This is a genomic window from Collimonas sp. (genome assembly GCF_044339385.1).
In the GTDB taxonomy this organism is placed as follows: Bacteria; Pseudomonadota; Gammaproteobacteria; order Burkholderiales; family Burkholderiaceae_D; genus Collimonas.
Genome location: NZ_JBIIVN010000060.1, coordinates 1 through 13,888 on the forward strand (window position 1 = coordinate 1; position 13,888 = coordinate 13,888).

The window sequence follows — 13,888 nt, forward strand, 5'->3', positions numbered from 1 at the left end:
GCCATTGCGGGACTGGAAGGGAGCACTTAACCGCTTCACTATCCAGTTTGAAGAACGGATGAAGCCGAATTAAACGAAATTCCGTTTACACAAAATCCAGCACACCCTCGAATCCGCAGGCGCGTTTTTGTATAGTTGCAATTTTGGAGTTCAATCCTTCTGCTACGGCGTTGGTTATACGATGTTTAAAGTACGTCAATATATTGGGCAGGTGTCGTTCAATCAGTTTGGCCTTTTCAATCAGTTTGGCCTTTTCAATCATGAGTGCCAAACGGCTGTGTGTCGCCCAGAAATACCAGCGCTGCCAGAAACGTTTAGCCCAGCCGATGCTGTGGTAACTCCACATTTCTCGCAGCGAGTCCTTCAATGCCCAAGCACGCGCGGTCTTCAGATTGCTGTGCTTGATCTGGTCAAATTTTTCGCGCGCAGCAGCCAGCATGTTTTCGGCGTTGTACAACCACAAATATTTGCTGCGCGTGAGTGTGTTGTCGCCCTGTACCAGCAAAGCTTTGTGCTCCTGCTTGCGTACGCGGTCAACGCCGTTGCCCACATGCTGCATGATGTGAAAGCGATCAAACACCATCTTCGTTTCCGCTTGCGGCACCTGCGCTTTGCAGGCGCTGATATAGGCTGGCCACATGTCCAGGCTGATGGCTTCAATCTCGGCGCGCTGCTTTGGCTCAAAGGCCGCGAAGTAGCTTGTCAGGCTTTCTTCTGTACGGCCTTCGCCGATATATTCAACCGTCGCTGCATTCAGATCGCATACCAACGTCATGTACTGATGTCCTTTCGCAATCGCCTTCTCATCAATCCCAATTTGCCTTGGCAGCGACGATTCTTTGGCCGCACGCCCTCGCAATACCGCTCGCTCCATCAGGTGCCAAGCCTGATCCCAACTAATGCGCAGGATTTCCGCAGCACGCTTGATGTTCGCTGCCTGCAGCAGATCAATTGCCAGCACTTCAAACAAGTGCGTAAACCGGCTTCCTTCTTCCGCCCAAGGCAAGCGCACCTGCCGCACGCCATGCTCAGGGCACGAAATACGAGGCGGACTCGCATGCAGGTAGGTCAGAAACTGGCAACTGTCCAGATGTCGCCATGCTCGCCTCGCCAGGTGGTCGTAGACCCCATACTCTTGCCCGCATTCCGGACCCGCGAAGCGCGTCCCGCTTGGGTGCTCAACATACACGTCCACATGTTGCTTGGCCATGTCCAGATCAACTCGTTCTACCGTCCATGGCTCACTCAATCCCAGCAAATGGCGGTACAAATCCTTGCTTTCCATCGCGCTTCTCCTTGGGTAAACCTGCGCGATAGCGTACCCCTAAACCCACAGAGAAGTCTTAACAACCTCTTTTTTTGCAAAACCTCAGGTATCGCCTGCATGTGCGCCAAGTTAATGCCACGTTCATGCCACAAACACAAATTTCCAATATGCCGACCTGGCAAACCATGTGCGCCAAGAGCAGTTAAAATATCGCGACACGACAATCACTCTGCGAGATTTTATGGAATGCACAGTACGCTGGACCGGCTCGTCCGGCATGACTTTCTTGGCCGAAACAGGTTCCGGCCATATGTTGGCGATGGATGGCGCGCCCGATGGCGGTGGCCGCGACCTGGCGCCGCGACCAATGGAAGTGGTGCTGGCCGGCACCGGTGGCTGCACTGCTTACGATGTGGTGCTCATCCTGCGCAAGAGCCGCCAAGACGTCCGCGGCTGCGATGTCGCTCTGAAAGCGGAGCGCGCCGAAACCGAGCCGAAAGTCTTCACCAAGATTCACTTTCACTTCACTGTACGCGGACGCGACTTGAAATCAAACCTGGTTGAGCGGGCGATCAAGCTGTCGCACGAAAAATATTGCTCAGCCTCGATCATGCTGGAAAAATCTGCCGTCATCACCCACTCCTTCGAAATCGTCGACGATCTAGCCGAACCAGCGGCGAGTGTCTGAGATGTTGTCGGGCGACAGGCGCTACTGCCCACCCGGTAGCGTCGGCAACCGCCCAAACATCAAATATGGTACGCGACGGACGTCATGACTTTAGACATTGCCTGCATCGTCTTTCGCACCAGCAACGGCATTTCCGTCCCACCCAGTGCCCGCGCCGCCTCGCCGTGGGCGATTTCATCGTCACGCATCTGCTCGACGATGGCGCGCGATTTAGCGTCCTGCAGAGGCAACTGCTGCAGATGGCTACTCAGGTGGGCTTCGACCTGGCGCTCGGTTTCTGAAACAAAGCCGAGGCTGCGGGCATCGCCCAGACGCGCCGCGATCGTGCCCAGCGCATATGAGCCGGCATACCACAGCGGATTGAGCAGGCTGACGTGCGAACCAAGCTGGCGCAGGCGCTCCGCCGTCCAGGCCAGATGATCCGCCTCTTCCCGCCCGGCCTCGGCAAACTGCTGCTTGATCGGCTGCCCTTGGGCAAAACGGCCTTGGGCGTCATACAGCGCCTGGGCACAGACTTCGCCGACATGATTAACCCGCATCAGGCCGGCGCTGTGGCGCTGTTCGGCAGCACTCAGGATGCCGTCCGGGGCCGTCAATGCAGGGTTCGGACGCGATGCTGAAACTTGTCCGGTAATCACGCGCAGGGCGTTGTCAAAATCGGCGATGGCTTTGTCTAAGAATGGCATGCTCAGGATCGCTTATGAAAGTGGATGCTTGAATTTTATCAGGCTAAGTGCGGCGCTTTGGCCGGAACACTGCCGTGTCGGCATAAAAATCGCTGTCTTGAACACTCGCCCAGCCCGGCACGCCCAACACCGGCAGCGGCGTCAGACGTCCGACCGGCGCGCCTTGCTGCGCCAGCTCGGCGGCGACATGACGGTCGATCCAGATACGTCGGGCATCTTCTTCCAGCATAAAAACATGGTCCGGCGCGCGGATTAGCAGGGTATGGGCGGTAATCGACTTGTATGGGCGCACCAGCTTTTCCAGCAGCGCGTGGCCGAACAGCCAGACTTCGACATCCACGCCAAACCTGTCGCGCTGCTGCAAAAACGCCTGCTGCCACTGGTGGTTGCGCAAAGCGGTAACCAGTGCTGGCCCGGCGCCGCTGTCGCGCACCAGCAGCAGCGCAGCGTTTTCATCGAAAATCGTGACGGCATCGCGCGCCGCGCCGCGCGGCTTGCTGCGGCCCGAGAGTGTGCCGGCCCTAGCCAGTTCGGCAGCTTGCAATGCATTCAACCGGGCTTTTATGGATGGAAATGCAAGCCATATCAAGGCATTAAGAAAATCGTGGAGATTGTCGCGCGTCGGCACTTTGCCGCTATGCGCGATGAATGCTTCATAGGCCATGGCTTTCGGCAATTCGGGTTGCCCGACAAAGCGGACCGGTAAATTTTGGAAATTACGAATGTTGCGATGCTGGGCCAGCGCATTGAGGACGTCTCGCCAGTCGCCGCTTGCCGTTAGCTGCAAGCCTAATGCGCGAAACGGTTTCAGCCAGGGCTGTTGCCAATCAATGGCAGCGAGAAACGATGCTGGGCAATCGGATAGATGGGGAGCGGCAGGAGTATCCATTTGCTGCGCATTTTACCTTGCGTGCGGCGATCGTCCAACGCCTGCGGCATCGACTGCATCGACTGCATCGGCCACACTTGCCCCCATCCTTATCAGCGCAATGCCTGTTTCAAGCCGGCCAAAGCAAGCGCATCGAGCGCATCAGCGTAACGCACCACTTCGCCGATGACGATGATGCTGGGACTGCCAAGGCCACTTTCTTGCAAATCTTGCGACAGGCTCATCAATGTGGTCAGCAATCGGGCCTGCACTGGCAACGTTGCCGACTGAATCACCGCCACCGGCATCGATGCGGCCATGCCTGCTTTTAACAAACTGCACTGCAATTGACGACAACGGGCGATGCCCATGTAAATCACCAGTGTCATATTGGTATCCACCAGCGCCTGCCAGTTTGGTTGAACCGCATCATGCTTGCTATGCCCGGTGGCGAAAATCACGCCTTGGCTATGCGCGCGGTGGGTCAGCGCGATACCGACGCTGGCCGCTGCCGCCATGCCGCTGGTGATGCCGGAGACGACCTCTACCACTACCCCGTGCGCCCGCAAATGCGCCCTTTCCTCGCCGCCGCGACCGAACAGATAAGGATCGCCGCCTTTCAAACGCACCACGCACCGACCGGCCCGCGCCCCCAGCACCATGAGGCGCTCGATGAATTCCTGTGAGGTCGACTGGCAACCGCCGCGCTTGCCGACATGTATCACCCGGGCGCTGCGCTGTGCATGCTGCAAAATCTCTGGATTCACCAGATCATCGACCAGTAATACATCCGCCTGGGCGATTGCCTTGACTGCTTTGAGCGTCAACAGATCGGGGTCGCCCGGACCGGCACCGACCAAAAACACCTTGCCATGCTGCGCCATCATCTTGCCTCCAAATCCGTGATGCCGGCCAGCCGGTCAGGCAGCGTGCGCCGCCGGATGGGCTTGCTTGCGATAAAGGAATTCCATTACCGACGTGCGGTATTCGGCATATAGCGCGTCCTGCGCCAGCGCCACCCGCTCGCGCGGTCGCGCCAGACGCACCTGCACGATGTCGCCGACGGTGGCGGCGGGGCCGTTGGTCATCATGACGATGCGGTCTGACAGCAGCACCGCCTCGTCGACGTCATGCGTCACCATCACTACCGTTGATCCGGTCTTGGCAACGATCTTCAGTAACTCGTCCTGCAAATGCGCTCGGGTCAATGCGTCCAGTGCGCCGAACGGCTCGTCCATCAGCAGTACCTTGGGCTCCATCGCCAATGCGCGGACAATGCCGACCCGCTGCTTCATACCGCCGGAAATCTCGTGCGGACGCTTTTGTCCGGCTGCGCTGAGTCCGACCAGCGACAACGCGGCGTCGGTACGCTCCTTCAATTGGCTCTTGTTTTCGGTAGCGCCGAATACGCGCTCCACACCGAGATAAATATTTTCGTGGCAAGTCAGCCAGGGCAGCAGCGAATGATTTTGAAACACCACCGCCCGCTCCGGTGACGGCCCGGCGATTTCACGACCGGCGCAAATCAATACGCCGTCGCTCGGCATCAGCAAACTGGCAATCAAATTTAGCAGCGTCGATTTGCCGCAACCGGAGTGTCCGATCAAGGTGACAAACTCGCCCTTGCGCACCGTCAGGTTGATATCGTGCAGCGCATGGAACTGTCCCTTGCGGGTGTTGAATACCATTTCAGCCTGATGGGTATCGATAAATCTGGCATCGCGCTGTTCCATATTTCCTCCTGCTCAATTAGCTTGCAACCTGCTCGTAGGTGAATGCTTTCGCCACGGCCACCAGCAATTGTTCCAGCAGCAGACCGACCACGCCGATGACAACAATTGCGATAATGATGTGCGGCACGTTGAGATTGTTCCATTCATCCCAAACCCAGAAACCGATACCGACACCACCGGTCAACATTTCAGCGGCGACGATCACCAGCCACGCAGTACCAATCGCCAGCCGCACGCCAGTAAGCATGTACGGCAGCACCGATGGGAACAGGATCTTGCTGATGATTTTCCATTCCGACAGATTCAGGACTCGGGCCACATTCATGTAGTCCTGCGGGACCCGTTGTACGCCGACTGCGGCGTTGATGATCATCGGCCAGATCGAGCAAATGAAGATCGACCAGATCGCCGCCGGATTGGCTGACTTGAACACCAGCAAGCCGATCGGCAACCAGGCCAGCGGCGATACCGGTTTCAGCAAGCTGATGATCGGGCCAAACATGCTGGACAGGAACTTGAAGCGACCGATCATGAAACCCAGGGGAATGCCGACCAGCGCCGCCAGCCCGAAGCCGATGCCGACCCGTTGCAGCGAAGCCAAGATGTTCCAGCCTATGCCTTGGTCATTTGGGCTGGTGCGGTAAAACGGATCGGCGAACAGTTTTATCGCCTCCCGCAAGGTGAGCAGCGGCGTTGGGAACTGGCTGTTGGTGAGCCCGATGATTTGCCAGACCAACACCAGGAAAGCCACCCCAAGCAGCGCTGCCAGAATGCTCATGATCCAGTCCGGCATGCTGCTGCGACGCGCGGTTGGCGCCCTTACCGGTCTCGATTTAAGAGCGCCGGCGCCGGCCTCGGTTTCAGCAGCAGTGTCAGCGCCGCTGGCTGCCGCGCTTGAGGTTTGGCAGCGTATGCGCGCTGCCGTGTCGATAATTACACCCATATTGGCTCCCGTTAAATCGCCGTTCTCACACCATCTGACTTAAGCGTGAATCTTGAAAGAAGCGGCATAGGCCTTGGGATTCTTGCCATCCCACACCGTGCCGTCGATTAGCCTCGAAGTACGCATTACCTCTTTGGGCACCGGCGTTTTTGTCATCGCCGCAGCGTCCTTGTATAGATCGATCTGACTGACCGACTTGGCCACCGCCAGGTAATCCGGATCGGCTTTCAGCAGACCCCAGCGCCGGTGCTGCGTCATGAACCACATGCCATCCGACAGGTACGGAAAATTCACCAGCCCATCGTTGTAGAACTTCATGTAGTTCGGATCGTCCCAGGTCTTGCCCAAGCCGTTCTGATAGCGCCCCATGATGCGTTGGTCGATCACATCTTTGCTGGTGTTGACGTAGGATTTGTCGGCGATAGCCTCGGCCATCTTGTTTTTGTTGGCAAGCGAGGCATCGATCCATTTTCCGGCTTCCAGCACGGCCGCAATCAAGGCGCGACAGGTGTTCGGGTTATTGGTCGCGAACTCGGCAGTGGTGCCGAGCACCTTCTCTGGATGATCCTTCCAGATTTCCTGAGTGGTGATCGCGGTGATGCCGACGCCATCGACAATCGCCCTGTGCCCCCACGGTTCGCCAACACAAAAACCATTCATATTGCCGACCCGCATATTAGCCACCATCTGCGGCGGCGGCACGGTGATTACCTTGGCATCCTTGAGCGGATTAATGCCGTTAGCGGCCAGCCAGTAATACAGCCACATGGCGTGAGTGCCGGTCGGGAAGATCTGGGCAAACGTGTATTCACGCTTGTCGCTGGCCATCAGTTTGGCCAGCGAAGGGCCGTCGACCGCCCCTTTGTCTGCCAGCTTTCTGGACAGCGTGATGGCCTGACCGTTATTGTTCAGCCCCATCAGGATCGCCATGTCTTTTTTCTGGCCGCCGATACCCATCTGTACGCCGTAGATCAAACCCGACAGCACATGCGCCGCGTCCAATTCGCCATTGCTGAGTTTGTCACGCACGCCGGCCCACGAAGCCTCCTTGCTAAGGACGATCTTGATGCCATATTTTTTATCGAAGCCAAGCCATGACGCCATCACTACCGATGCGCAATCGGTCAGCGGAATGAAGCCGATCTTGACTTCGGTCTTTTCTGGCTTATCCGAGCCTGCCGCCCAGACACCGCTACTTGCTAATCCCAACATGCTGGCTCCTGCCGCAATCGTTGCGGTTTGTAGTAGTTGACGGCGCTTGCCGTTGACAGCGACATCTGCATCAAGGGTATCGTCATGCGGCACTACTTTTTCCAAATCCATCGCATCGCTCCAGATTATTTTCGGCAACAAAAAAGGCGTCGTTCCGCACTCAACGATTGATGCGGAAAGACACCTTTGTCTCATGTGGAAAAGACCGCCGTTAGCCGATTCCCCTGCGCCGACGTTGGCGCATGCAAACAGTAACGCAAGCCACGTGCTAGGACTCTGTCGCCAAATAAGCGGTTTTTTCATGCAGAGACTGCACTCACTTTGTGCATTGCACCAAAGATGCTCGCCTGCTTTGGGCACTGCAACCCTGCCAACGGAAACCGAACCGCAACAGCAACGAAAGCCGAGCGCGGTGCATCAGCCTAGCAAGTCGGCGGCGTCGATAATGCGCTGCGCTACCTCAGAGAGTTTGAGGTTCTTGTCCATCGCCAGGCGTCGCAGCTTTTGGTGGGCTTCTTGCTCGCTCAGCTTGTGATGCTCCATCAGCAAGCCTTTGGCACGCTCCAACACCTTGCGCTCGGCCAGTTTAAGTTTGGTGTCGGAGAGCTCTGCCAGCAATTTCTGCTCTTGCCGAAAACGCGCCAGCGCTACCGCCAGCACCGGTTTGATGCGCGCTGCCTGCAGCCCGGCCACAATATAGGCGGAAACACCGGCCGCCATTGCCGCTTCCATGCTGGACGTCTTTTCGTCCTCGGTGAACAGGACAATCGGGCGACGCGCATCGCGGGTCGCCACGACGACATGCTCCAACACATCGCGGGCGTCGGATTCGGCATCGACGATGATCATGTCAGGTTGCAATTGAGCAATGCGATCCGGCAGGTAGAGGTCAGCCGGCAGCGATGCGATGATGTTGTACCCAGCTTGCAGCAAACCAATACGCAAAGCCTTGCCACGCGCCTCCTGCGCTGCGAAAGCAGGATCGTCGTCACCCTCGATGGCGACTGGATTGACAACAACAATGCGAAGGCTTTGCATGTTTGAAATCCAAATAAAGAGGTGAAGCCGTCAGCTAAAGATGCACCGCTGGCGGCACGCCATGATCCACATCAGCCGTTCAAGCATGCAAAAATCGCACCATGTCGATGCGGGTGCTGGGGCGGTATCATGCAAGAGGGTGCATAGCCGCCTTTTGATGACTCCCGCGCATGCGGGAATCCATATCCGCAGAGGATGAATAACGCGGCCCCGCGTGCGCGGGGATGAGCAAATTGTGGAGTCCGTCTTTTGAATAACTTTATACAAATTGCCATTCAATCGTTTCGCCGCCATTCAGCGGCACCACCGTAGCATCGCCCAGCGGCAACTCGGCCGGCAGGGTCCACGGCTGGCGCTTCAGGGTGATGCTGCCCTGGTTACGCGGCAGATTGTAAAATGCCGGGCCGTTGAAACTGGCGAAGGCTTCCAACTGGTCCAGCGCGCCAGCCTGATCGAAGGCTTGGGCGTACAACTCCATCGCATGCAGCGCGGTGTAGCAACCGGCACAACCGCAAGCGTGCTCTTTCAAGCCTTTCGGATGCGGCGCAGAGTCGGTGCCAAGAAAGAACCGGCTGCTGCCGGACGTGACGGCGCGCACCAATGCCTGACGATGTTCTTCACGCTTTAAGACCGGTAAGCAGTAGTAATGCGGGCGAATCCCACCTTTGAAAATTTCATTGCGGTTGTACAGCAAATGATGGGCCGTAACGGTGGCGGCAACCGGCCCTTCCGCGCTCTCGACATACTGGGCGGCATCCCTGGTAGTGATATGTTCAAAAACCACTTTCAGCTCTGGCATATCGCGCCGTAGCGGCCGCATCACACGATCGATAAAAACTGCCTCACGATCGAAAATGTCGATGGCAGGATCAGTCACTTCGCCATGCACCAGAAACGGCATCCCCAACTCTTGCATCACTTCCAGCGTCTTGTAGCACTTGCGCAGATCGGTCACACCGGCGTCGGAATTGGTGGTCGCGCCTGCGGGATAAAGCTTCACTGCATGCACGAAGCCGCTGTCTTTGGCGCGCCGGATTTCATCGGGCGGCGTATTGTTGGTGAGATACAGCGTCATCAGCGGCTCGAAGCTCAGTTCCGGCGGCAACACCGCCAGAATCCGCTCTCGATAAGCGGCGGCCTGCGCCGTACTGGTTACCGGCGGCTTCAGGTTAGGCATCACGATGGCACGGCCGAACTGGCGTGCGCTATGCGGCAGCACGCTGGCCATAGCCACGCCATCGCGCGGGTGCAAGTGCCAGTCGTCGGGGCGGGTAATGGTCAAGGTTGCAATCATGTTGGTTCTCTTCCGCAAATAAGTTTTGATGGAAGCCTCGGCACAGCGTGACTTCAATGTGCGTCATTTTACCGCGGCACCAGACTGGGTCGCGGCCACTGTGGGATGCGTCCACCCCACCAGCCAACTATGCGAATATTCACGAATATTGGCGAGTAACACAGTCAATAAAAAAGCCGCCGGGAGATGATTCCAGGCGGCTTCCGGTCCTGCAAAAACATTGATCAGTGAATGATCTTGGCCAGGAAATCACGGGCGCGGTCAGAACGCGGCGCACCGAAAAATTCATCCTTCGTGCAATCTTCGACCACCAGGCCACGATCCATGAATACCACGCGATTCGCTACCTTCTTGGCAAAGCCCATTTCATGCGTCACCACCATCATGGTCATGCCTTCTTGCGCCAGGCCAACCATGACGTCCAGAACTTCATTGATCATTTCCGGATCGAGCGCTGAAGTCGGCTCATCGAACAACATCGCGATCGGGTCCATCGACAGCGCACGGGCAATCGCCACGCGCTGCTGCTGGCCGCCCGACAGTTGGCCAGGGAACTTGTCCTTCTGCGCGATCAGGCCAACGCGATCCAGGTATTTCAGACCTTTTTCGGTGGCTTCGTCGACGCTACGGCCGAGCACCTTGACCTGGCCGATGGTCAGGTTTTCGCGGATCGACAGATGCGGGAACAGCTCGAAGTTCTGGAACACCATGCCGATACGCGCACGCAGTTTCGACAGGTTAGTTTTCGGATCGCCGACCGATACGCCATCGACGGTGATTTCGCCCTTTTGAAACGACTCCAGGCCGTTGACGGTTTTGATCAGGGTCGATTTGCCGGAACCCGATGGTCCGCACACCACGACCACGTCGCCCTTGGCCACTTGCGTGGTGCAATCGGTCAGAACCTGGAACTGGCCGTACCATTTGCTGACGTTATTAAGTTTAATCATCTTGTTTCCCCTAATTCCTGAATGCTGTTTTGCAAGTCAGGCGCTGCCCGATACACCTCCGGCAGCGCACTGCACACTATCGAATAATCGCGACCTTTTGCTGTAACTTCTTGACCAGCGTCGACAGACCGAAGCTCATCACGAAGTACACCACGGCGACAAACATATACATTTCCACCAGACGGCCGTCGCGCTGCGCGATCTTCGAGGCGACGGTAACGAAGTCCGGCACCGAGCCCAGCACGTAGACCAGCGAAACGTCCTGAAACAGCACAATGGTTTGTGTCAGCAGGATCGGGATCATGTTGCGGAATGCCTGCGGCAGCACCACATTGCCCATCATTTGCCAGTAATTCATGCCGAGCGCATAGCCGGCAGAAATCTGACCGCGTGGAATCGACTGAATCCCGGAACGCATGATTTCGCAATAATAGGCCGCCTCAAACAGAATGAACGTGATCAGCGCGGAAGAAAACGCGCCGACCTGAACCGGTTGCGATGCGCCGGTAATCCAGGCGCCGATGAACGGCACCAGGAAATAGAACCAGAAAATCACCAGCACCAATGGCACCGAGCGAATCAGGTTAACGTAGCTGGTAGCAACGAACGAGATCGCCTTATTGTGCGACAGCCGCATCATCGCCAGCACAGTGCCGAACAGAATGCCGCCGATCATCGCTACCACCGTCAGCGTCAGCGTGAACTTCATGCCGGTCGTAAACAGGTAGAACCAGGAACGTTGGATTACATCAAAGTCAAAATTCGAAAACATGATTAATGACCCCCTGTATTGGCACTGCCGGAGGCAATAAATCCTGGAATCGCGATCGCTTTTTCAAGCCAGCGCGCCAGTAACAAAGCAATTCCCGAAATAACCACGTAAATCACAGTAGCGCCGGTCAGGGACTCGAACGTCTGGAAGGTAAATTCACGCATCGAGTAGGTGGCGGCGGTCAGCTCGACCAGGCCAATCGTCAATGCCACCGAGCTATTCTTGATGATTGCTGCAAATTCGTTGGTCAGCGAAGGAATGATGATCCGGAACGACATCGGCAACAATACGTAACGATATGTTTGTGGCAACGTCAAGCCAAGTGCAGTACCCGCCAGCTTTTGGCCACGGGGCAGCGCATTGATGCCAGCGGAGACTTGTACAGCGATCCGCGACGACGTAAAGAAACCCAGCGCCAGGAAGGCGGTGACGAATGATGCGTTTGGCAGGCTCTTGAGCCAGTTGCCAATGCCGACAGGGACGATTTCCGGCACGACGAAATACCAGAGAAACATCTGCACGATCAGCGGGATGTTACGAAATAATTCAACGTAGCCATTGGCTACGCGGACCGCCCATTTGTTCGGCATGGTACGAATCGTGCCGATTACCGTACCGATGACGAGCGCCATGATCCAGGCTGATATGGACAAAGCAAGGGTCCATTTCAGGCCTGCCAGCAAGGTGCCCATGTAAGTACTGACACCATCGGGAGACTCTTGCCAGAAGATGCCCCAATTCCAGTTGTAATGCATATTAAGCCCCCCTCTTTATTACTCAAATCTTTAATGCTGCTGTCTGAACCCGGCGCACAAAAATCTTTTTTGTGCGCCGCAGCAAATCACATCCAGAAACAAAACGGGAGGCTTTCGCCCCCGTTCAGTACTCTGGATTGCTAAGCTTATTTTCTCTTCAGAGATTGTTTTTGCGCCTCAGGCACTGCAGCATAAGCTGCCGGATCGCCGGAGTCGGTTGGGTTAGCAAATGCGGCCTTCAGTTGCGGGCTCATCGGCACGTTCAGGTTGACGCCCTTCGGTGGAATTGGCTTCAAGAACCATTTTGCGTAGATGTCGTTGACCTGACCTGATTTGTACAGATTGGTCAAAGCGGTATCAACAGCTTTCTTGAACGGCAAGTCGTCTTTACGCTCGATGATGCCATACGGCTCAACCGACAGGGCTTCAGTGGTGATCGCATAATCATTCGGTGCGCGCGAGCTGGCGGCCAGCGATGCCAACAGGATGTCATCCATCACGAATGCTACTGCACGGCCGGTCTCGACGATCAGGAGCGCTTCTGCGTGATCCTTGGCGGCCAGGATGTTCATGCCGAGGTTGCGCTCGCTGTTGAGGGCGGTGAGCTGTTTCAGGTTGGATGTGCCGGAAGTCGATACGACTGTTTTGCCCTTCAGATCATCCAAGGTCTTGATGTTGGAGGATTTCTTGGCCAGGATACGATTGGCGGCGACAAACATGGTCGGCGCGAAGGAAACAACCTTCTGACGCTCTTCATTGTTGGTGGCGGAGTCGCAGGACAGGTCGATCGTGCCGTTCGAGATCAGCGGGATACGGGTAGCGGAAGTCACCGGAACCATCTTGACGTTGAGCGCGGTCATGCCCAGTTGCTTCTGGATCGCGGTCGCCGCTTTCAGGCAGAGGTCAATCGAATAGCCTTGATAAGACTGTTTGTCATCAAGATAAGAAAAAGGAATCGAAGAATCGCGCACGGCCAGAGTGATCGTGCCAGTGTCCTTGATTTTTTTAAGGGTACCGGTCAGTTCTTGGGCTTGTACGGAGCCAACCAGCATTCCCAGGCCAACCAAAGCAACAACTAATTTTGATGACTTCATAACAACTCCCAAAAAAAATTATCTGTGTAGTTTAACAAATGACTGCTTGAAAAGCAGACTTAAACTGGTGCTTATTTTTTATTCTTCCTTCTAATACAAAAATACTTGTCTCCTCCATCGTATAAAAATTCAATTACGTCATTTTTGTTCTGCTTCGGTCAGGTGAGCCATCCTGATACTCCCCATCACGAGACGCACCTTTTTACTACAAATTCCGCTCTGTCCAATTAAAGGTGACGCACTTTGACAGTGCTCAAACGCTATCGGCAAGCGATTAATTTCCCACTTGATCCGATGGAAAACGCAGCGATTCCCTGAAAAGATAGCTCATCGGCATGTTGAGGGTGAGATTATCTTTACTAGGTATAGGCCGCAGAAACCACTTGGTGTACAACTTGAAAATCTCCCCGTCTTGAATGATGCGCCCCATTTCGCGGTCAACCAGCGCCTTGAATGCGGAATCGCCTTTCGGCAGCATGATCGCGTAGGGTAAAGTGGACCCATCTGTCCAGACAAATATCTGCATAGTTTAAGAAGCACTTCCTGCCTCCAATACAGCTGCGCGGCGCTGTCCCGGTTTTTCTGTTG

At 56.0% G+C, this 13,888-nt stretch carries 16 protein-coding genes; 1 reads left to right on the top strand and 15 read right to left on the bottom strand.

What is annotated here, in order from left to right; all coding sequences use genetic code 11:
• Positions 1 to 85: 85 nt before the first annotated feature.
• Positions 86 to 1,285 carry an ISL3 family transposase gene (locus ACIQ0R_RS06235; RefSeq protein WP_395825045.1) on the bottom strand — a complete coding sequence of 400 codons (1,200 nt, stop codon included), beginning with the start codon at positions 1,283 to 1,285 and terminating at the stop codon, positions 86 to 88.
• Between the two features lie 223 nt (positions 1,286 to 1,508).
• Between ACIQ0R_RS06235 and ACIQ0R_RS06240 the strand changes: the two genes are divergently transcribed.
• Entirely contained in the window at positions 1,509 to 1,955 is a 447-nt protein-coding gene (locus ACIQ0R_RS06240) for an OsmC family protein (RefSeq protein ID WP_395825049.1), read from the top strand.
• Positions 1,956 to 2,014: 59 nt separating this feature from the next.
• Here ACIQ0R_RS06240 and coq7 read toward each other — a convergent pair whose 3' ends face one another.
• The 14 genes from coq7 to ACIQ0R_RS06310 all read right to left on the bottom strand — a co-directional run bounded on the left by coq7 (position 2,015) and on the right by ACIQ0R_RS06310 (position 13,826).
• Positions 2,015 to 2,641, bottom strand: coding sequence for a 2-polyprenyl-3-methyl-6-methoxy-1,4-benzoquinone monooxygenase (coq7, locus tag ACIQ0R_RS06245; RefSeq protein ID WP_395825053.1), 627 nt, complete (start codon positions 2,639 to 2,641; stop codon positions 2,015 to 2,017).
• Positions 2,642 to 2,684: 43 nt separating this feature from the next.
• Positions 2,685 to 3,428, bottom strand: coding sequence for a DUF3025 domain-containing protein (locus ACIQ0R_RS06250; RefSeq protein ID WP_395825055.1), 744 nt, complete (start codon positions 3,426 to 3,428; stop codon positions 2,685 to 2,687).
• A gap of 20 nt (positions 3,429 to 3,448) precedes the next feature.
• On the bottom strand, positions 3,449 to 3,607 hold the full coding sequence (locus tag ACIQ0R_RS06255) for a hypothetical protein (protein ID WP_395825058.1): 159 nt from the start codon (positions 3,605 to 3,607) through the stop codon (positions 3,449 to 3,451).
• Between the two features lie 15 nt (positions 3,608 to 3,622).
• Positions 3,623 to 4,393 carry a uroporphyrinogen-III C-methyltransferase gene (gene cobA / locus ACIQ0R_RS06260; protein ID WP_395825089.1) on the bottom strand — a complete coding sequence of 257 codons (771 nt, stop codon included), beginning with the start codon at positions 4,391 to 4,393 and terminating at the stop codon, positions 3,623 to 3,625.
• A 36-nt stretch (positions 4,394 to 4,429) separates the two neighbouring features.
• Positions 4,430 to 5,242 (bottom strand): ABC transporter ATP-binding protein, encoded by an 813-nt coding sequence (locus tag ACIQ0R_RS06265; RefSeq protein WP_395825061.1) that lies wholly within the window; start codon positions 5,240 to 5,242, stop codon positions 4,430 to 4,432.
• A gap of 16 nt (positions 5,243 to 5,258) precedes the next feature.
• Positions 5,259 to 6,035, bottom strand: a complete 777-nt coding sequence (gene ntrB, locus ACIQ0R_RS06270) for a nitrate ABC transporter permease (RefSeq protein WP_395825092.1) — start codon at positions 6,033 to 6,035, stop codon at positions 5,259 to 5,261.
• Positions 6,036 to 6,224: 189 nt separating this feature from the next.
• Complete coding sequence (locus ACIQ0R_RS06275; protein ID WP_395825064.1) at positions 6,225 to 7,508, bottom strand: CmpA/NrtA family ABC transporter substrate-binding protein; 1,284 nt, start codon at positions 7,506 to 7,508, stop codon at positions 6,225 to 6,227.
• 306 nt (positions 7,509 to 7,814) lie between these two features.
• Positions 7,815 to 8,435 (bottom strand): ANTAR domain-containing response regulator, encoded by a 621-nt coding sequence (locus ACIQ0R_RS06280; protein ID WP_395825067.1) that lies wholly within the window; start codon positions 8,433 to 8,435, stop codon positions 7,815 to 7,817.
• A gap of 259 nt (positions 8,436 to 8,694) precedes the next feature.
• Positions 8,695 to 9,729, bottom strand: a complete 1,035-nt coding sequence (pyrC, locus tag ACIQ0R_RS06285; RefSeq protein ID WP_395825070.1) for a dihydroorotase — start codon at positions 9,727 to 9,729, stop codon at positions 8,695 to 8,697.
• Positions 9,730 to 9,953: 224 nt separating this feature from the next.
• Positions 9,954 to 10,679, bottom strand: coding sequence for an amino acid ABC transporter ATP-binding protein (locus ACIQ0R_RS06290; protein WP_395825072.1), 726 nt, complete (start codon positions 10,677 to 10,679; stop codon positions 9,954 to 9,956).
• Positions 10,680 to 10,755: 76 nt separating this feature from the next.
• Positions 10,756 to 11,451, bottom strand: coding sequence for an amino acid ABC transporter permease (locus ACIQ0R_RS06295; RefSeq protein ID WP_395825076.1), 696 nt, complete (start codon positions 11,449 to 11,451; stop codon positions 10,756 to 10,758).
• A gap of 2 nt (positions 11,452 to 11,453) precedes the next feature.
• Complete coding sequence (locus tag ACIQ0R_RS06300) at positions 11,454 to 12,206, bottom strand: amino acid ABC transporter permease (RefSeq protein WP_395825079.1); 753 nt, start codon at positions 12,204 to 12,206, stop codon at positions 11,454 to 11,456.
• Between the two features lie 146 nt (positions 12,207 to 12,352).
• Positions 12,353 to 13,300: an amino acid ABC transporter substrate-binding protein gene (locus tag ACIQ0R_RS06305; RefSeq protein ID WP_395825082.1), complete on the bottom strand. Its 948-nt coding sequence runs from the start codon at positions 13,298 to 13,300 to the stop codon at positions 12,353 to 12,355.
• Between the two features lie 274 nt (positions 13,301 to 13,574).
• The gene (locus tag ACIQ0R_RS06310) at positions 13,575 to 13,826 is read right to left on the bottom strand and encodes a hypothetical protein (RefSeq protein ID WP_395825086.1); all 252 of its coding nucleotides are present in this window, start codon (positions 13,824 to 13,826) and stop codon (positions 13,575 to 13,577) included.
• Positions 13,827 to 13,888 lie beyond the last annotated feature (62 nt).